The sequence below is a fragment of the Anoxybacillus amylolyticus genome, from assembly GCF_001634285.1.
GTDB classification, from domain to species: domain Bacteria; phylum Bacillota; class Bacilli; order Bacillales; family Anoxybacillaceae; genus Anoxybacteroides; species Anoxybacteroides amylolyticum.
On the sequence record NZ_CP015438.1, the window covers coordinates 1,465,521 to 1,485,323 of the forward strand.

Genomic DNA, 19,803 nt, shown 5'->3' on the forward strand with positions numbered 1-19,803 from the left:
AGAGAAAGAATGCCAACAAGAGACTTATCAGTATTGCTTATGGTTGTGCTCATTGTGGCAATGTTAATTATTCCGCTTCCAACGTGGCTTCTTAGCGTACTTATTATTATCAATATTTCGTTAGCGTTGCTAGTGCTGTTAACATCGATGAATATGCACGAGCCGCTACAATTTTCGATTTTTCCGTCATTATTATTGCTTTTAACGTTGTTTCGTTTAGGACTGAATGTATCAACGACACGTTCTATTTTAAGTAGAGGGGAAGCAGGTGGTGTTGTCGAAACGTTCGGGACGTTTGTCGTTGGCGGAAACGTCGTTGTCGGCTTTGTCGTCTTTTTAATTTTAATCATTATTCAATTTGTCGTTATTACGAAAGGGGCGGAACGTGTTTCGGAAGTGGCAGCGCGTTTTACGCTTGATGCGATGCCTGGAAAACAAATGAGTATTGATGCGGATTTAAACGCTGGGATGATTTCTGAACAAGAAGCGCGCCAACGTCGCGAAAAAGTCGCGCAAGAAGCTGACTTTTACGGAGCGATGGACGGGGCGAGTAAGTTCGTTAAAGGAGATGCGATTGCTGGTATTATTATTGTCATTATTAACATGCTATTTGGCATGGTTGTTGGTGTCGTCCAGCAAGGATTAGATGTAGCCGAAGCTGCCCATCGATATACGTTGTTAACCGTTGGGGACGGCATCGTTAGCCAAATTCCAGCGCTACTTATTTCGACAGCAACAGGGATTGTTGTTACTCGTGCAGCGTCTGACAGTAACCTTGGCGCTGATATTATGCGGCAGTTGTTTGCGTTTCCAAAAATGCTCTATGTAACAGCAGGAACCATTTTTTTACTAGGATTGTTTACCCCAATTAATGACGTATTAACTATTCCAATCGCTAGCTTATTAGCGCTTGGTGGATATCACTTTTCTACAAAAGCAAAAAAAGAAGACGAAATGGTAGTAGAAGCGAAAAATGAAGTATCAGAAATGGATCAAATGAAAAGTCCGGAAAGCGTTGTTAACTTATTAAGCGTCGATCCGATTGAGTTTGAATTTGGTTATGGGCTTATTCCGCTTGCTGACACGAACCAAGGGGGCGATTTGCTCGACCGTATCGTCATGATTCGTCGGCAGCTAGCGCTTGAGCTTGGTCTTGTCATTCCAGTCGTGCGAATTCGCGACAACATTCAACTCCAGCCAAACGAGTATCGCTTGAAAATTAAAGGAGACGAAGTGGCACGAGGCGAGCTGTTGCTTGATCATTATTTAGCGATGAGTCCTGGAATTGACGACGACTTAATCGAAGGAATTGATACGCTAGAGCCTGCGTTTGGATTGCCGGCAAAATGGATTTCTGAAGAAGTGAAAGAGCAAGCAGAAATGTTTGGGTACACGGTCGTCGACCCGCCGTCGGTCGTTTCAACGCATATTACGGAAGTATTAAAAGCGCATGCACACGAATTGCTCGGTAGACAAGAAACGAAACAATTAATTGATCATTTAAAAGAATCGTATCCAATTTTAGTGGAAGAGGTCACACCAAACCCACTTTCTATTGGGGATGTACAAAAAGTATTAGCAAAGTTATTACGGGAAAAAGTATCAATTCGCAATTTGCCAGTCATTTTCGAAACGCTTGCTGATTTTGGGCGGATGACGAGCGATACGGACGTATTAACAGAATATGTACGTCAAGCGCTGGCAAGACAAATTACAAGCCAGTACGCTGTACCAGGGGAGCCTTTGCGGGTCATTACGTTGTCTGGAAAAGTGGAAAAAACCATTGCGGAAGGGGTACATCAAACAGAGCACGGAAACTATTTGTCACTTGACCCGAGTGTATCGCAAGCAATCATTGAAGCAGTAGCGATGCAGCTTGAGCAGCACGCAATACCAAACCAATCGTCCATTTTGCTTTGCTCACCAGCGGTAAGAATGTACGTGCGTCAGCTCACCGAGCGTTATTTCCCTCATGTTCCTGTGCTATCTTATAATGAACTAGAGGCAACTGTTGAAGTTCAAAGTGTCGGGGTGGTGGATATCGAATGAAAGTAAAAAAATTTGTCGCTCCATCAATGCCGGAAGCGATGAAAATGATTCGGGCAGAGCTTGGAAACGATGCAGTAATTTTAAACTCGAAAGTCGTTCATAAAGGCGGTTTTTTCGGATTGTTCACGAAAAAAAATATTGAAGTGATTGCTGCCGTTGATTCAAAGCCTGCTCGCTCTGCGATGGCAGAGAAAAAAGGGAAGTCACCGGAACCGCTTTCGCAACGTCCCCCTGTTGAGCCGAAACAAGTGGCGGATGCTGCGTTGTTAAGCGAGTTAAACGAACTAAAAACGATGCTCAAACAGCTGTCAACTAATGTGACGACAAATTTTGCCGTTTATCCACAACCGTTAAACGAATTAAATGAATCGTTAGTCGCACAAGAACTGTCGAATACGCTTCGACAAGAAATAATGGACGAACTGGTCGAGCAATGGTATTTGCAGCGAGGAGAGGTAGATAAAAAACAGCTGTTACAGTGGACGAAAGAGTGGTTGTTAAAAAAAATTACTGACTTGTCGTTTGGGGGCATTTCATTTACGAAAAAATATGTAAACGTCGTTGGACCGACGGGTGTTGGCAAGACGACAACATTAGCGAAAATCGCTGCATATTGTGTATTGAAGCATCAGAAAAAAGTGGCCTTTATTACGACAGATACGTACCGAATTGCAGCGATTGAGCAGTTAAAAACATACGCAAAAATTTTGAACGTTCCATTAGAAGTTTGTTACACCATTGAAGATTTTCGTGCGGCTAAGAAAAAATTTTCCATTTATGATGTCGTGTTGATTGATACGGCTGGACGAAATTTCCGTCATTACCAATATGTGGAAGATTTACGGGAAATTATTGACTTTGATACGGAGATGGAAACGTTTCTCGTTCTTTCACTAACAGCAAAATATACAGACATGAAAACGATTTTTGAACAATTTTCGCTCATTCGTATCGATCGTTTGATTTTCACCAAATTAGACGAAACGAGTCAATATGGATCGATGATAAATTTAATGACAGAATATCGTGTCGGAGCTGCGTACTTGACGAACGGACAAAATGTACCGGACGATATTGTCGAAGCAACTCCAGAAAAAATCGTAAATACGGTGCTTGGGGTCGATTGAAGATGAGAGATCAAGCCGAAAGCTTACGTCTAAGATTAAGTCGAATGAATAAAGGTGCGGAAACGAAAGCGATTGCGGTAATGAGCGGAAAAGGTGGGGTTGGAAAGTCCAATTTTTCCCTTAATTTTGCGTTATCGCTATCGAACCGCGGCTTTCACGTATTGCTATTTGACATGGATATTGGCATGGGGAACATCGATATTTTGCTTGGTCAGTCGTCCCATGCGACGATTATTGATTTGTTTCAGCGGCGCATCTCCATTCAAGAGTTAATTCGAAAAGGGCCGGGTAACTTATCATTTATTTCCGGTGGAACAGGGTTCGCGAAGCTATTTACGATGGATAATGAGAAAGTGGATTATTTTTTAGAACAACTTCAAGCGGTGTCTGCGCAGTACGACTATTTTATTTTTGATATGGGGGCGGGCATGTCGGAAGACCGGCTTCGATTATTAATGGCCGTTCATGAAATTTTTGTCATTACAACCCCCGAACCGACTGCAATTATGGATGCATACGCAGCGATGAAATACATTCATCTACAAGAAAAAAGGGTACCATTGTATGTAATCGTCAATCGCACACAAACGGATCAAGAAGGGCGCGATACGTTGCAGCGGCTGAAAAACGCGATGAAACAATTTCTTGGAAAAGACATAACAAAATTAGGCTTTTTGCCAGAAGATCGCGCCGTTTCTAAAGCGGTCATAAGCCAAACACCATTTTTGCTTTTCGACCCGACAACGAAAATTAGCCGGGCGATGAATGAACTAGTAGATCGCTACTTAGCCAATCGGACGATTGACGAAGCGGCTGCTTCCCGTCCCGCCAACTTTTTTGCAAGACTTCGTCAGTTTCTATTAGAAAGGTAGGGAGTTTATGAAACACATCAAGGTATTAGTCGTTGATGACTCCGCCTTTATGCGAAAAGTGATTACAGATTTTTTATCGGAACATCCGCAGATTGAAGTTGTTGGAACGGCTCGCAATGGGAAAGATGCTCTTGAGAAAATTTCGTTACTTCGCCCTACCGTCGTTACGATGGATGTCGAAATGCCAGTGATGAACGGGTTAGAGGCGCTAAAGACGATAATGGAGACCAACCCTCTACCAGTCGTAATACTTTCGAGTACGACGAAAGAAGGAGCGGAAAATACGATTTTAGCGATGCAATACGGAGCGGTTGACTTTGTCACCAAACCGTCTGGTAATATTTCACTTGATTTATATAAAGTAAAAGAACAGTTAATTGAGAAAGTCATCCTTGCAAGTTGCGCTAATTTGCATGGTATCAAAAAACAGAAGTTTCCGCAAACAACAGGTAGTTATCGACCCGTTTCTTATAGTAGAATAGAAGTACAACCTTCGACAAAACGTAAAAAAATTGTATGCATTGGTACATCGACAGGTGGTCCACGGGCGTTGCAACAAGTGTTAACGCACCTTCCGAAACAAATTGCGGCACCGATTGTCATCGTGCAACATATGCCAAAGGGGTTTACGAAATCGCTCGCGCAGCGGCTTGATTCACTATGCCAGATTTCTGTGAAAGAAGTTGAGCATCAAGAAGAGTTGAAGGAAGGGACAGCGTACATTGCGCCGGGGGGTGCGCATTTTACCGTCATTTCGTCCCGCCGGTCGCTCATTGCACATCTTGATTATTCTCCACCACGAAACGGGCACCGCCCTTCTGTCGATGTGTTGTTTGAGTCTGTTAGCGAATTGCAAGAGTATGAGAAAATTGCAGTCATTATGACCGGAATGGGGGCTGACGGGACAGCCGGATTGAAAATGCTGAAAGAAAGAGGTTTGACAAAAGCTATTGCCGAATCAGAAGAAACAGCAGTAGTGTTTGGAATGCCGAAGGCGGCAATCGCTGCGCAGCTAGTCGACGATGTTGTGCCTTTAGAACAAATGGCAGAAACAATTATGAAATATATAGGCGGGCAAGGGGTGTAGAACGATGGATATGAGCCAATATTTAGAAATTTTTATTGACGAGAGCAAGGAACATTTACAAACGATTAACGAACAGCTATTAGAATTAGAAAAAAGCCCGGATGATCTTTCCATTGTCAATGAAATTTTCCGCTCGGCACACACATTAAAAGGAATGTCAGCAACAATGGGATTTGAAGACTTAGCGAACTTAACCCATCAAATGGAAAACGTGCTTGACGGCATTCGCAACCATAAAATTGTCGTTACACCAGAGTTGCTGGATGTTGTGTTTCGGGCAGTCGATGATTTAGAAGCAATGGTAAACTCTATTGCTAGCGGTGGCGACGGCAAACGGGACGTCCGCGAAGTCGTTCAGCAATTGAAACAAATTGAAAAAGGCGACATTCCACCTGCGAAAACGGAACAACATTCTACTATGTCGACGCTTACGCAAACGTACGGGGAATTCGAATACAACGTGTTGCAACATTCAAAAGAGCAAGGATTTTATACGTATGAAATTCACGTCAAATTGCGGGCAGACTGTTTATTGAAAGCCGCTCGTGTGTTTATGGTTTTTGACGCATTAAATCAAGTGGGCGAAGTGATTAAAGCGAATCCGTCGGTTGAATTATTAGAAGAAGAAAAATTCGACCAAGAATTTGTAGTGACCGTTGTGTCGAAAGAATCTGCAGAGAAATTACATGGGCTAGTTAGTAAAGTGTCGGAAGTAGAAGAAGTAAAAGTGACTGTTATCGATGTCGATAAGTTGCGTCCGAACGAACTAGTACCGTCGCAACCGGTGCTATCAGAAACAGAAGCAGCGGTGACGGCTGAAAAAGAAGAACAAAAAGAAGAGAAAGCAGCGGAACAAAAGGAAGAAAAAGAGCAGCATAAAGCAGTGACAAATAAAACGATTCGCGTCAACATTGAACGGCTCGATATTTTAATGAACTTGTTTGAAGAGCTTGTTATTGACCGCGGACGGCTCGAACAAATTTCCCGTGAGTTGAACCACCCGGAGTTACACGAAACGGTGGAGCGAATGTCTCGCATTTCAAGCGATTTGCAAAACATTATTTTAAATATGCGCATGGTTCCGGTTGAAACGGTCTTTAACCGCTTTCCACGCATGGTGCGCCAGCTTGCTCGCGATTTAGGAAAGAAAATTAACTTGGAAATTATCGGGGCAGAGACGGAACTAGATCGCACCGTTATCGACGAAATTGGCGACCCGCTTGTGCATTTGCTCCGCAATGCGATTGACCACGGCATTGAAATGCCAGACGTGCGGCGGGCGAAAGGAAAACCAGAAGAAGGAACGGTCAAATTAAAAGCATATCATAGCGGCAACCATGTGTTTATTGAAATCGAAGATGATGGGGCCGGCATTAACCGCGAGAAAGTATTACAAAAAGCAATCAACAAAGGCATTATTTCCAAACAGAATGCCGCTAATTTAACCGACAAACAAGTGTACGAATTAATTTTTGCGTCTGGCTTTTCGACAGCGGATAAAATTTCGGACATTTCGGGTCGTGGTGTTGGTCTTGATGTCGTAAAAAGTACGATTGAATCGCTGGGTGGTTCGGTAACGATTGATTCACAAGAAGGAATAGGCTCGATCTTTTCTATCCAATTACCGCTCACTTTGTCTATTATCTCGGTTATGTTAGTCGAAATTCAACAGGAAAAATATGCTGTTCCACTCTCGTCAATTATTGAAACAGCAATTATTAAAAGAGAAGACATTTTGCACGCTCATCACCAAAAAGTAATTGATTTCCGCGGCAAAGTCGTTCCGCTTCTTTTCTTAAAAGAAGTGTTCGATGTGCCAGTTGTTAAAGAAGATAATGACTTTTTCTCAGTCGTTATCGTGCGGAAAGGAGAAAAGATGGCAGGGCTTGTTGTTGACTCTTTTATTGGCCAACAAGAAGTCGTCTTAAAATCGCTCGGCAACTACTTAACGTCAGTTTTTGCGATTTCAGGCGCTACAATTTTAGGCGACGGTCAAGTGGCGTTAATTATCGACTGTAACGCATTAATTAAGTAGGGGGGAGAAGGGTGATTAACCAAGAAAGCGAATTAAAGGTGATTGTCTTTCAATTACAAGATGAAGAATATGCAATTCCTGTGCAGCAAGTTCGTTCGATTGAAAAAGTGCAACATATTACGCGTGTTCCGCGGACACCGAAATTTGTGAAGGGTGTCATTAATTTGCGTGGGGTAGTGACACCAATTATCGATTTGCGCGAACGATTTGGAATTGAAGCACTACCGTTTAACGAACAGACGCGCATCATTATCGTTGCGCTTGATGAGATGGAAGTAGGACTGATCGTCGATGCGGCGAATGATGTGCTCGATCTCCCAGTGAAAAGCATCGAGCCACCTCCAGAAGTAATTGAGGCAGTGGAAGCCGATTATATTAAGGGGGTAGCGAAAATCGGCAAACGATTATTAATTTTGCTGCATTTAGAGAAAGTATTAGAGAAGAATACTCCTGCTACAGTGTAAATAGAAAGGTCGTTTGATCAATGGTAACTATTCGTGATTTGAACTCGGATCATATCGATATTTTAAAAGAAATTGGCAATATCGGTGCTGGGAATGCTGCCACGGCGCTTTCCCAGCTATTAAATAAAAAAATTGAAATGAATGTGCCAAACGTACAAATCGTTTCGTTTGATGAAATGATGGAATTAGTAGGCGGTGCTGAACAAGTCGTCGCGGCTGTATTTTTACGGATTGAAGGAGAAGCACCTGGAAGCATGTTTTTTGTCCTATCGTTGCCGCAAGCAGAGCGATTTGTGAAACAAATGACAGGGGATGCTCTGTTTTCTCTCGCTTCCCCTCAATCGTCAGAACTAGGAATATCTGCTTTGCAAGAATTAGGGAATATATTAGCAGGATCTTATCTTTCTGCTCTTGCTGATTTTACCAAATTAACCCTTTACCCATCTGTCCCGGCGTTAACGATCGATATGATTGGCGCGATTTTGCAATACGGTCTACTAGAATTGTCTCGTGTCGGAGACTATGCTATCGTGATTGATACGGCTGTCCACGAAGAACAACAGCCGGAAGATAGTATTAATGGTCACTTCTTTTTACTGCCTGATCCAGATTCATTCGTTCCCATTTTTCGTTCATTAGGTGTTTCATATGAATGAACTTTTTCATGTCATTAAAGTCGGAATTGCTGATATGAATGTCGTTCAACCACCTCATCTTATTCGTACTTCTGGATTAGGCTCATGTGTAGGGGTGGTCATCTTTGACCAAATGAAAGAAGTGGCCGGATTAGCCCACGTCATGTTACCGGATTCTTCATTAGCACGCTCAGAAACAATCAATATCGCCAAATATGCAGATACGGCTGTCGAGGCATTAGTAGAACTCATTATCAAAGCTGGAGGACGGAAAAATTGGCTGAAGGCGAAGTTGGCAGGGGGAGCACAAATGTTTTCCTTTCAATCGGCAAATACAGATATGATGCGCATTGGACCACGGAATATAGAAGCAGTAAAACGAGAGTTAGAGCGGCTTCGAATTCCAGTTGTGGCGGAGGATGTCGGGGGGAGTAGTGGACGAACGATTGAATTCAACCCGAAAACGTGCATATTATCCATTCGTACAGTCAATCAAGGGGTTAAAGAGATATAATGGCAGGGACGATTATCATTAACTTTTTATTAGGGATATTTGGATTTTTTATTGTTTTTCTTTTATCCTTTTCCACTAATAGCAGCACTACGACGTTGACGCGCAGCGCAATCACATTTGTTCTCTTTTTTCTAAGTGGCTATCTATTTCGTTGGATGTTTGCGTATATTCGGAAAGATCCGGTGAAACTAACGGTAATGTCCCCATCCAATGAGGAAGATTTGCAACAATTGATGAAAGGATTAAACGAGGAAGAGACGCAAAAAGTGGCTGCCTACATTCGTCGTATGCTGCAAAACGAAAACGACTCGTAAAAGTAGCGCCGGACAGTTTGACGATAAACGAGGAGGAGTAGTATGGCAAACGTTTCAGCGCGCGAAGAGCAAAAACATTGGCAACATTGGGTGATGAATCGTGACCGACAAGCGGCAGATGAACTTGTTCAAAAATATATGCCGCTTGTGCATTACCAAGTGCAACGAATCGCTATTTCTTTGCCGAAAAATGTGAACAAACACGAATTAATTAGTTTCGGACTGCTAGGGCTATATGACGCGCTTGAAAAATTCGATCCTTCTCGCGATTTGAAATTTGACACGTATGCCTCGTTTCGTATTCGCGGCGCCATTTTAGACGGATTGCGAAAAGAAGATTGGCTTCCGCGCAGCTTGCGAGAAAAAACGAAAAAAATTGAAGCGACAATGGCTAAAATGGAGCAACAATATATGCGTGAAGTGACGGCGAAAGAAGTGGCCGATGCGTTAGGTATGACGGAAGAAGAAGTATATACAGTCATGAATGAAGGGTTTTTTGCGAATATTTTGTCGTTAGATGAATGGCCGAAAGAAGAGGATGATGGTCCGTTAACGTTGCGTGACGAAAAAGCGGTTTCTCCAGAAGAAATGGTGTTGCACGAAGAATTGCGCCAACAGCTTGCTCAAGTCATTCAGCAACTAAACGAAAAAGAACAGCTAGTGATTAGCTTGTTTTATAAAGAAGAATTGACATTGACGGAAATCGGGCAAGTGATGGGATTATCCACATCAAGAATTTCACAAATTCATTCTAAAGCGCTTTTTAAATTGCGTAAAATATTAGAAAAAGTGTGGTAACTGCCACTAAGGCAAAAAGGAAGTGATAAATATGAGTTTAAAATTAGTAGAACTGCAAATCGCACTTCCAAGAACATACGACATCGCGAAAATTCAAACACATATCCAACACCATCCCGAGCATATGCAAGCACAATTAGCAACAGACATGCAGAAACAAAAAGAGCGTATCGAACGGCAAGTCACAAACAAACGAACCGCTTCTAATGCTCGCTGGGAAAAACATGAACAAGCGGAGCATCCATACAAAGGAACGATCATTGATTTCATGGGATAGAGGGATGAGATGATAGCATTGTTACTGACCATCAGCTTTGTGTTACACGCGCTTTCGCTTTTTATTATCATTTTACTGTACTTGCAGCTTACAAAAATTAAAGAAGTGGAAAAACGGCAGTCGCAAATTATCGAGGAAATGGAGCAAACGGTATCAGCTTATTTTATTGAATGGAAAGAAGAAAACGAACGGTTTTTGCAGGCATTATCGAAAACATTACATCACCGCTCTAGTGCAAAGAATGAAACGAAAGCAGAAAAATCAGAAGCAGCACCTAGCACCGCGCTTTTTGAGCGAAAAGAGAGCGAGTGGTCGCCGCTAGCACACGTTGACCAAATGAAAGATACGGTCGAAATTCGCACTATCCGACCGAAGCCGGCGCCGCTTTCCTTAGCGGAACAGGTGGTACAGCTTTATAAAGAAGGGAAAACGATAGAAGAAATCGCAAAAATGCTAAAAAAAGGAAAAACAGAAATTGAATTGCTCTTGAAATTTCGTCAAATGTGAAATACGGCTTGATTGTCATTTCTAGTTGTGATATATTTTTACATGGTGTGAATACACACGCTTCAGGATTTAAGCAATGGTGCTGCGAAGGCAGTCTTGCTTAAAGATGAAAGAAGCGGAGGAATGAAAACCAAACTATAGGAGGAAGAACGAATGTCAGTTATTTCAATGAAGCAATTGCTTGAAGCCGGTGTTCATTTTGGACACCAAACTCGCCGTTGGAACCCAAAAATGAAAAAATACATTTTCACCGAGCGTAACGGCATCTACATCATTGACTTGCAAAAAACGGTGAAAAAAGTAGAAGAAGCATACAATTTCGTTCGCGATTTAGCAGCAAACGGCGGGAAAATTCTTTTCGTTGGTACGAAAAAACAAGCACAAGACTCTGTAAAAGAAGAAGCAGAACGTTCTGGAATGTTCTATGTAAACCAACGCTGGTTAGGCGGAACGTTAACCAACTTCGAAACAATCCAAAAACGTATTAAGCGCTTAAAAGAAATCGAAAAGATGGCAGAAGACGGAACGTTCGATGTATTGCCGAAAAAAGAAGTTATCGGCTTGAAAAAAGAATTAGAGCGTCTAGAGAAGTTTCTAGGCGGTATTAAAGAAATGAAACAATTGCCGGATGCATTGTTCGTCATCGATCCGCGCAAAGAGCGCATTGCAGTTGCAGAAGCGCGCAAATTGAACATCCCGATCGTTGGTATCGTTGATACAAACTGCGATCCTGATGAAATCGACTACGTGATCCCTGCAAACGATGATGCTATCCGTGCAGTAAAACTATTGACAGCAAAAATTGCGGACGCGATTTTAGAAGCGAAACAAGGCGAAGAAGCCGTTGTTGCAGCAGAATAACGTGCACCTGAACAAATGGCGGAAAGGTGATAAGAGGGGAAAGCCTTTTATCACCTTTTTTTGAGACAGAAAATGGCGCAAATCGGCTATACTAAAAAAGTGTAAACAAAATTTGCGCTGCGAATTTTGTGCATATACATAAAAGGAGGATATTTATGGCAATTACAGCTCAAATGGTAAAAGAGTTACGCGAAAAAACGGGAGCAGGCATGATGGATTGCAAAAAAGCGCTCACAGAAACAAACGGTGATATGGAAAAAGCAATCGACTGGCTCCGAGAAAAAGGTATTGCGAAAGCTGCGAAAAAAGCAGACCGCATTGCTGCAGAAGGAACAACATTCATTGAAGTAGAAGGAAACAACGCAGTAATCGTAGAAGTGAACTCCGAAACAGACTTCGTTGCGAAAAACGATGATTTTAAAGCGCTTGTGAAAGAACTTGCGACACACTTATTAAAAAACAAACCAGCAACATTAGAAGAAGCGTTACAACAAAAAATGGAGAACGGTGCAACAGTAGAAGAGCACATTAATGCAGCGATTGCGAAAATCGGGGAAAAATTAACGCTTCGCCGTTTTGAAATTATCGAGAAAAGCGACAATGCTGCGTTCGGTGCATATTTGCACATGGGTGGTCGCATCGGTGTATTGACGTTGTTAGAAGGTACAACAGACGAAACAATCGCGAAAGACGTCGCGATGCACATTGCAGCACTTAGCCCGAAATACGTATCCCGTGATCAAGTTTCGCAAGCGGAGCTTGACCGTGAGCGCGAAGTGTTAAAGCAACAAGCACTAAACGAAGGCAAACCAGCAAACATCGTCGAAAAAATGGTCGAAGGCCGCTTAAACAAATTTTATGAAGACATTTGCTTACTAGAGCAAACATTTGTAAAAAATCCAGATGTGAAAGTTCGCCAATTTGTTGAAGCAAACGGAGCGACAGTGAAAAGCTTTGTTCGTTACGAAGTAGGCGAAGGAATCGAAAAACGGCAAGACAACTTTGCAGAAGAAGTAATGAGCCAAGTAAGAAAGCAATAACTGGAATAGGGAACACAGCGGTGTTCCCTATTTTTAAAGATTAGCTATACGGAGGAATCGCATGAATAACCCAAAATATAAACGTGTAGTGCTGAAACTGAGCGGAGAAGCGTTAGCCGGCGATCAAGGATATGGTATTAACCCAGCCGTTATTCAATCGATTGCCAAACAAGTGAAAGAAGTAGCGGAATTAGGGGTGGAAGTCGCCGTCGTTGTCGGAGGCGGAAACATTTGGCGCGGAAAAACCGGTAGCGAAATGGGCATGGACCGCGCAACCGCAGACTACATGGGGATGCTTGCTACCGTCATGAACTCACTTGCTTTACAAGATAGTCTCGAGCATCTTGGGGTTGAAACGCGCGTACAAACGTCGATTGAAATGCGCCAAGTGGCGGAGCCATATATCAGAAGAAAAGCGATTCGTCATCTCGAGAAGAAGCGAGTTGTCATCTTTGCCGCTGGCACAGGGAATCCTTACTTTTCAACCGATACGACCGCTGCATTGCGCGCTGCTGAAATTGAAGCAGATGTCATTTTAATGGCGAAAAATAATGTTGACGGTGTCTATAGCGCTGACCCAAAAGTCGACCAAAACGCAGTGAAATACGATGAACTATCGTATTTAGACGTTATCAAACAGGGGCTTGGCGTCATGGATTCGACCGCTTCATCGTTATGCATGGATAACGACATTCCACTTATTGTATTTTCCATTATGGAAGAAGGCAATATCAAACGAGCCGTTCTTGGCGAAAATATTGGAACAGTTGTAAGGGGGAAATAATGATGGCAAAACAAGTACTCACAGCAACAAAAGAAAAAATGGATAAAGCTGTTCAAGCGTTTACTCGCGAGTTAGCAAGCGTTCGTGCCGGCAGAGCAAACCCAGCCCTATTGGAAAAAATTACAGTCGACTACTATGGAATGCCAACACCGATTAATCAGCTAGCAGGCATCCACGTACCAGAAGCGCGCTTGCTTGTCATTCAGCCGTACGACAAATCGATTTTAAAAGACATTGAAAAATCGATTTTAGCTTCTGATTTAGGATTGACTCCTTCCAACGACGGCTCTGTTATTCGCATTGCGATTCCACCACTAACAGAGGAGCGTCGTCGTGAACTTGTGAAAGTCGTGAAAAAATATTCCGAAGACGCAAAAGTAGCGGTACGGAACATTCGCCGCGATGCGAACGACGAGTTGAAAAAGCTCGAGAAAAACGGGGAAATTACTGAAGATGAGTTGCGTAGCTACACAGACGACGTGCAAAAACTAACAGACGACCATATTACAAAAATTGATGCTATTACAAAAGATAAAGAAAAAGAAATTATGGAAGTTTAATCCCTTATGACAAAAAACCCTCTATGTGCCAAGAGGGTTTTTTTGCTATAATGAAAAAGCGACATGAGGTGCATGTTTGACGAAATGATGGCTTCTTGATTACACTAGCCTCATAGTGAATGGAAACAATCGAGAAAACGGAGGACTAGGATGTTTAATAAACTTTGGAAAGGTCATAAACCACTTTCTACGGAATACACGAAAGAAGAGGTGTTACGGCACCCAATTCCGGAACATGTGGCGATTATTATGGATGGAAACGGACGCTGGGCGAAAAAGAGGTCGTTGCCGCGCGTTGCCGGTCATTATGAAGGAATGCAAGTCGTTCGAAAAATTACGCGGTTTGCCAATGAACTAGGCATTAAAGTGTTAACGCTCTATGCGTTTTCTACAGAAAATTGGAAGCGTCCGAAGCAGGAAGTCGATTATTTAATGAAGCTTCCAGAGCAATTTTTGACGACATTTTTGCCTGAACTAATCGAAGAAAATGTCAATGTCCGCGTCATTGGAAATCGTGAGCAGCTTCCAGAGCATACGCGTCGTGCGGTAGAAAAAGCGATGGAAGAAACGAGACATAATACAGGGCTTATTTTAAACTTTGCACTCAATTACGGCAGTCGCCGAGAACTTACGTATGCAATGAAAGAAATTGCCAAACAAGTGGCAAAAGGACAATTAGCACCGGAGGAAATTACCGAAGACGTCATCGCTTCGTATTTAATGACAAAAGATTTAAAAGACCCTGATTTACTTATTCGGACGAGCGGAGAAATTCGCTTAAGCAATTTTATGCTTTGGCAGCTGGCGTATACAGAGTTTTGGTTTACGGATGTGCTCTGGCCAGATTTTACGGAACAACATTTATTACAAGCGGTCGCAGAATTTCAGCAGCGTGGCCGACGATTTGGAGGCGTATAACGAGAATGAAGCAACGAATCATCACAGGTGTAATTGCCGCTGCCCTTTTTTTACCGGTTGTTATTTTTGGCGGCATTCCTTTTATTGTCGTAACATATGTATTAGCAACGATTGGCTTGTTTGAATTATTGCGGATGAAAAATATGAAGCTTCTTTCGAGCGTTGGTGTGATAAGTACGTTATTAGTGTGGGGATTGCTTGCGCGTGAATCGTGGCTTTTGCCGTTAACGAAACTAGACTTGGTTTTACTTATCGCCCTTTTCTTGCTTATTTATACGGTGACGACAAAAAATCGCTTTACGTTTGATGATGCGGCGTTTGTCATGTTGTCTAGTCTTTATGTTGGCTTTGGATTTCATTACTTTATGGAGACACGTTTAGCCGGTCTTTCCCTTATGTTTTACGCGCTATTTATCATTTGGGCGACCGATACAGGGGCATATTTTACAGGCCGAGCGCTCGGAAGACGGAAGCTTTGGCCGGAGATTAGCCCAAATAAAACAGTGGAAGGATCGGTTGGTGGCACGATTTGTGCGTTAATCGTTGCTCTTATTTATCAATGGTTTACCGATTCTTTTGCGGACATTCCGCTTATGCTTGTGATGACGCTCGTACTTTCGGCCGTTGGACAGATGGGAGATTTAGTCGAATCCGCGTTTAAGCGACATTATGGGGTAAAAGATTCAGGTAATCTTTTGCCTGGTCATGGCGGCATTTTAGATCGATTTGATAGCTTATTATTTATGTTACCGATTTTGCATCTTTTCTTAACAATGATGTAGTGGGAGTGGATACGTTGAAGTATATTAGTTTATTAGGTGCGAGCGGCTCAATTGGAAAGCAAACGCTAGATGTCATTGATGCGCATCGAGAAAAATTTCGCCTCATCGCTTTATCGGTCGGAAAAAATGTGGAAGCGGCGAAACAGGCGATTGACCAATTTCAGCCCGAACTTGTTGCCGTCGCTGACTGGGAGTCGTTTTCTGCACTGCGTGAGGAATATAACGGACACGTGAAAATCGTCGCTGGCGAAGAAGGAGTTATTGAAGTTGCCACCCATCCAAAAGCGGATATTGTGGTGAATGCAGTCGTCGGCAGCATTGGACTTTTGCCGACCTTAAAGGCAATCGAAGCGGGCAAGGCGATTGCTTTAGCAAACAAAGAAACGCTTGTTACTGCAGGACATATTGTCACAGAAGCAGCAATGAAGCATAATGTCGCGCTTCTTCCTGTTGATAGTGAACATTCAGCTATTTTTCAATGTTTGCAAGGAGAACAGCCGAAAACGATTGAGAAAATTATTTTAACAGCGTCAGGGGGAAGTTTCCGCGACCGAACACGTGAACAGCTTCGTCATGTAACAGTCGAAGAAGCGCTTCGTCATCCGAACTGGTCGATGGGAGCAAAAATTACGATTGATTCGGCGACGATGATGAATAAAGGGCTTGAAGTCATTGAAGCGCACTGGCTTTTTCAGTTGCCATATGAACAAATCGATGTATTATTACATAGAGAAAGTATCGTTCATTCGCTCGTTCAATTTCACGACAGCAGCATCATCGCTCAACTTGGAACACCGGATATGCGCGTTCCGATTCAATATGCACTTACTTATCCTGACCGGTTAGAATTAAAAGGAGTCAAAAAGCTACATTTAGCAGAAGTCGGGAAGCTTCATTTCGACGCAGTTGATTTTGATCGTTACCGTTGTTTACAATTTGCATATGAGGCGGGAAAAAAAGGTGGTTCGCTGCCGACGGTGTTGAACGCGGCGAACGAGGAAGCCGTAGGGGCGTTTTTAAGCGGTCGTATTTCCTTTTTAATGATTGAAGAGCTCATCGAACGGGCGTTAGCTCGGCATACGATTATCCAGCAACCGACGCTTGATGACATTCGGGCCGTTGACGAAGAAACGCGCCGTTATATCCGGTCATTATTAACATAAAGGGTGGTTGAAAATTTGAATACGTTAAATACAGTTATTGCGTTTGTCGCTATTTTTGGGGCGCTTGTGTTTTTTCATGAACTTGGGCATTTAATTTTTGCAAAGCGCGCTGGCATTTTGTGTAGGGAGTTTGCCATTGGGTTTGGCCCAAAAGTGTTTTCGTTCAAATGGGGGGAAACGGTCTATACAATTCGACTACTTCCGTTAGGCGGATTTGTCCGTATGGCTGGTGAAGACCCGGAAATGATTGAAGTGAAACCAGGCCAAATCGTCGGATTAGAGTTCGACCAAGATGGCAACGTGAAAAAGATTATTATCAATCATAAAGACGAATATCCCGATGCAAAAATTATCGAAGTCGAGCAAGCAGATTTAGAGCATGGCATGTACATTGCTGGCTACGAAGATGGGGACGGAGAACGGCTCGTTCGCTTTCCGGTTAGAGAACAAGCGTTCTTTGTGCTCGATCATCAAGAAATTCAAATTGCGCCTTATCACCGCCAATTTGTTTCAAAAACGCTCGGTCAGCGGGCGCTAGCTATTTTCGCAGGACCGTTAGCCAATTTCGTCTTAGCGTTTGCTGTGTTCGTGCTCATCGGTTTATTGCAAGGCTATCCCGTCGATAAACCGATCATCGGAGAATTAACAAAAGAAGGGGCGGCACGCGAAGCCGGTCTAAAGCAAGGGGACGTCGTGCTGTCAATTGATAATGAGCCGGTGACGACATGGACAGAAGTCGTTGAAATAATCCGTGCCCACCCAGAAGAAAAGCTAATGTTTAACATTCAGCGGGATGGGAAAGTATTGAGTATTCCTGTAACGCCAGAGGCGAAACAAGTCCAAGGCGAAACGATCGGCTTAATTGGCGTCTATGGTCCGATGGAAAAATCGGTCGTCGGTTCGTTTAAACAAGGGGCACTAGAAACGTACTATTGGACCAAGCAAATCGTCGTCGGCATCGCCCATTTAATTACTGGGCAATTTTCGCTTGATATGCTATCAGGACCGGTCGGTATTGCTGTATCGACAAACAAAGTTGCCCAATCCGGCGTTTATTATCTCATGAAATGGGGCGCGATTTTAAGCATTAACCTCGGGATTGTGAATTTATTGCCGCTTCCGGCATTAGACGGTGGACGGTTAATGTTTTTTGCGCTTGAAGCGTTGCGCGGCAAGCCGATTGACCGGCAAAAAGAAGGAATGGTTCATTTTATCGGTTTTGCGTTATTAATGCTACTTATGTTAGTTGTGACATGGAACGACATTCAAAAATTTTTCTTGTAAGAGGTGCAATTGAAATGAGACAAAGTCAGTCGTTTATTCCAACGCTACGGGAAATACCAGCAGATGCAGAAGTAAAAAGTCACCAGCTATTGCTAAGGGCTGGATTTATTCGGCAAAGCGCGAGCGGTGTATATACGTTTTTACCGCTCGGTCAGCGTGTCTTACAAAAGGTAGAAGCGATTATTCGCGAAGAAATGAACCGAGCGGGCGCGATTGAATTGCTTATGCCAGCGCTTCAGCAAGCCGAACTTTGGCAAGAATCTGGCCGTTGGTATTCGTACGGACCAGAGCTTATGCGATTAAAAGACCGCCACGAACGCGATTTTGCGCTCGGCCCGACGCATGAAGAAGTCATTACTGCGCTTGTAAGGGACGAAGTACGGACATATAAAAAGCTGCCGCTTACGCTATATCAAATTCAGACGAAATTTCGTGATGAAAAACGTCCGCGGTTTGGGTTGTTGCGCGGCCGCGAATTTATTATGAAAGATGCGTATTCGTTCCATACGTCAAAAGAAAGTTTAGATGACGTATATAACAAAATGTACGAGGCATATTCGAATATTTTCCGTCGTTGTGGTTTGAATTTCCGCGCGGTAATCGCCGATTCAGGGGCAATTGGTGGAAAAGATACGCATGAATTTATGGTGTTGTCTGAAATCGGAGAAGATACAATCGCATATTCCGACGCGTCTGATTATGCTGCAAATATTGAAATGGCGCCGGTCGTAACGACATATGAAAAAAGCGAGGAGCTGCTTCGTCCGCTAGAAAAGGTGCATACGCCGGAGCAAAAAACGATCGAAGAAGTGTCGGCATTTTTGCAAGTGTCGAAAGAAAAATGCATCAAATCTCTGCTCTTTAAAGTAGACGACCGTTACGTTTTAGTGCTCGTCCGAGGCGACCATGAGGCAAACGACGTTAAAGTAAAAAATGTGTTTGAAGCATCGATTGTGGAACTGGCATCGCCAGAAGAAACGAAAGAAGTGATGCGTTGCTCTATTGGGTCGCTTGGACCAATTGGGGTGGATGAATCTGTTACCGTTATTGCCGACTATGCGGTGCAAGCAATTGTCAATGGCGTATGCGGAGCGAATGAAGAAGGCTACCACTATGTCGGCGTTAACCCAGACCGCGATTTTAACGTATCGCAATATACTGATTTGCGCTTTATTCAAGAAGGTGACCCATCCCCAGACGGCAAAGGAACGATTCGCTTTGCGCGCGGAATTGAAGTCGGGCATGTGTTCAAATTAGGCACGCGCTATAGTGAAGCGATGAATGCTACGTATCTGGATGAAAATGGTCGTATACAAACGATGATTATGGGCTGCTATGGCATCGGCGTTTCTCGATTGCTTGCTGCGATTGCGGAGCAATTTGGCGATGAAAATGGGCTTGTTTGGCCAGCGGCAGTTGCCCCATTCCATGTTCACCTTATTTTAGTTAATCAAAAAGCTGATGAGCAGCGTGAACTAGCGGAAGAATGGTACGAAAAATTAGGACAAGCAGGATTCGAAGTGCTGTACGACGACCGCCCAGAACGTCCAGGCGTGAAATTTGCCGATAGCGATTTAATTGGCATTCCAGTTCGTGTTACGGTCGGAAAACGTGCTAGTGAAGGAATAGTGGAAGTAAAGGTGAGACAAACAAGGGAATCGATGGAAGTTCATGTAAACGAACTAGTCGAAACGGTAAAACGTCTATTACAGTCATCGTAAACGTAAAGGGC

At 43.2% G+C, this 19,803-nt stretch carries 21 protein-coding genes; all 21 read left to right on the forward strand.

The genetic code is table 11. The annotated features are described in order from the left end of the window. The first annotated feature begins 9 nt into the window (after nt 1-9). Nucleotides 10-2,049, forward strand: coding sequence for a flagellar biosynthesis protein FlhA (gene flhA / locus GFC30_RS07535; RefSeq protein WP_066323845.1), 2,040 nt, complete (start codon nt 10-12; stop codon nt 2,047-2,049). Further along, on the forward strand, nt 2,046-3,176 hold the full coding sequence (gene flhF / locus GFC30_RS07540; RefSeq protein ID WP_066323850.1) for a flagellar biosynthesis GTPase FlhF: 1,131 nt from the start codon (nt 2,046-2,048) through the stop codon (nt 3,174-3,176). Before flhA ends, flhF begins: the two co-directional genes overlap by 4 nt. A gap of 2 nt (nt 3,177-3,178) precedes the next feature. Further along, nucleotides 3,179-4,048 (forward strand): MinD/ParA family protein, encoded by an 870-nt coding sequence (locus GFC30_RS07545; protein ID WP_066323852.1) that lies wholly within the window; start codon nt 3,179-3,181, stop codon nt 4,046-4,048. A 7-nt stretch (nt 4,049-4,055) separates the two neighbouring features. Further along, nucleotides 4,056-5,135: a protein-glutamate methylesterase/protein-glutamine glutaminase gene (locus GFC30_RS07550; RefSeq protein WP_066323854.1), complete on the forward strand. Its 1,080-nt coding sequence runs from the start codon at nt 4,056-4,058 to the stop codon at nt 5,133-5,135. A 4-nt stretch (nt 5,136-5,139) separates the two neighbouring features. Further along, nucleotides 5,140-7,170, forward strand: a complete 2,031-nt coding sequence (locus tag GFC30_RS07555) for a chemotaxis protein CheA (RefSeq protein WP_066323856.1) — start codon at nt 5,140-5,142, stop codon at nt 7,168-7,170. A gap of 11 nt (nt 7,171-7,181) precedes the next feature. Continuing rightward, entirely contained in the window at nt 7,182-7,634 is a 453-nt protein-coding gene (locus GFC30_RS07560) for a chemotaxis protein CheW (protein WP_066323859.1), read from the forward strand. A 20-nt stretch (nt 7,635-7,654) separates the two neighbouring features. Beyond that, nucleotides 7,655-8,290 (forward strand): chemotaxis protein CheC, encoded by a 636-nt coding sequence (locus GFC30_RS07565; protein ID WP_066323863.1) that lies wholly within the window; start codon nt 7,655-7,657, stop codon nt 8,288-8,290. Continuing rightward, nucleotides 8,283-8,783 carry a chemotaxis protein CheD gene (locus tag GFC30_RS07570; RefSeq protein WP_066323866.1) on the forward strand — a complete coding sequence of 167 codons (501 nt, stop codon included), beginning with the start codon at nt 8,283-8,285 and terminating at the stop codon, nt 8,781-8,783. The genes GFC30_RS07565 and GFC30_RS07570 overlap by 8 nt, the downstream gene beginning before the upstream one ends. After that, nucleotides 8,783-9,097, forward strand: coding sequence for a hypothetical protein (locus GFC30_RS07575; protein WP_066323868.1), 315 nt, complete (start codon nt 8,783-8,785; stop codon nt 9,095-9,097). The genes GFC30_RS07570 and GFC30_RS07575 overlap by 1 nt, the downstream gene beginning before the upstream one ends. Nucleotides 9,098-9,139: 42 nt before the next feature. After that, nucleotides 9,140-9,895: a FliA/WhiG family RNA polymerase sigma factor gene (locus GFC30_RS07580; RefSeq protein ID WP_066323870.1), complete on the forward strand. Its 756-nt coding sequence runs from the start codon at nt 9,140-9,142 to the stop codon at nt 9,893-9,895. A 31-nt stretch (nt 9,896-9,926) separates the two neighbouring features. Next, on the forward strand, nt 9,927-10,172 hold the full coding sequence (locus GFC30_RS07585; protein ID WP_066323873.1) for a hypothetical protein: 246 nt from the start codon (nt 9,927-9,929) through the stop codon (nt 10,170-10,172). A 9-nt stretch (nt 10,173-10,181) separates the two neighbouring features. Next, nucleotides 10,182-10,679: a DUF6115 domain-containing protein gene (locus GFC30_RS07590; RefSeq protein WP_066323878.1), complete on the forward strand. Its 498-nt coding sequence runs from the start codon at nt 10,182-10,184 to the stop codon at nt 10,677-10,679. A gap of 153 nt (nt 10,680-10,832) precedes the next feature. Continuing rightward, nucleotides 10,833-11,540, forward strand: a complete 708-nt coding sequence (rpsB, locus tag GFC30_RS07595) for a 30S ribosomal protein S2 (protein ID WP_066323880.1) — start codon at nt 10,833-10,835, stop codon at nt 11,538-11,540. A 134-nt stretch (nt 11,541-11,674) separates the two neighbouring features. Beyond that, nucleotides 11,675-12,580, forward strand: a complete 906-nt coding sequence (gene tsf / locus GFC30_RS07600; protein WP_458294215.1) for a translation elongation factor Ts — start codon at nt 11,675-11,677, stop codon at nt 12,578-12,580. Between the two features lie 61 nt (nt 12,581-12,641). Continuing rightward, nucleotides 12,642-13,364, forward strand: a complete 723-nt coding sequence (gene pyrH / locus GFC30_RS07605) for a UMP kinase (protein WP_066323884.1) — start codon at nt 12,642-12,644, stop codon at nt 13,362-13,364. A 2-nt stretch (nt 13,365-13,366) separates the two neighbouring features. Continuing rightward, entirely contained in the window at nt 13,367-13,924 is a 558-nt protein-coding gene (gene frr / locus GFC30_RS07610; protein WP_066323887.1) for a ribosome recycling factor, read from the forward strand. A 150-nt stretch (nt 13,925-14,074) separates the two neighbouring features. Continuing rightward, complete coding sequence (locus tag GFC30_RS07615) at nt 14,075-14,842, forward strand: undecaprenyl pyrophosphate synthase (RefSeq protein WP_066323888.1); 768 nt, start codon at nt 14,075-14,077, stop codon at nt 14,840-14,842. Between the two features lie 5 nt (nt 14,843-14,847). Further along, on the forward strand, nt 14,848-15,624 hold the full coding sequence (locus tag GFC30_RS07620) for a phosphatidate cytidylyltransferase (RefSeq protein ID WP_066323890.1): 777 nt from the start codon (nt 14,848-14,850) through the stop codon (nt 15,622-15,624). Nucleotides 15,625-15,629: 5 nt separating this feature from the next. After that, nucleotides 15,630-16,787, forward strand: a complete 1,158-nt coding sequence (dxr, locus tag GFC30_RS07625; RefSeq protein ID WP_148660373.1) for a 1-deoxy-D-xylulose-5-phosphate reductoisomerase — start codon at nt 15,630-15,632, stop codon at nt 16,785-16,787. A 15-nt stretch (nt 16,788-16,802) separates the two neighbouring features. Continuing rightward, nucleotides 16,803-18,071: an RIP metalloprotease RseP gene (gene rseP, locus GFC30_RS07630; protein WP_066323908.1), complete on the forward strand. Its 1,269-nt coding sequence runs from the start codon at nt 16,803-16,805 to the stop codon at nt 18,069-18,071. 14 nt (nt 18,072-18,085) lie between these two features. Next, nucleotides 18,086-19,792: a proline--tRNA ligase gene (locus GFC30_RS07635; RefSeq protein ID WP_066323909.1), complete on the forward strand. Its 1,707-nt coding sequence runs from the start codon at nt 18,086-18,088 to the stop codon at nt 19,790-19,792. Nucleotides 19,793-19,803 lie beyond the last annotated feature (11 nt).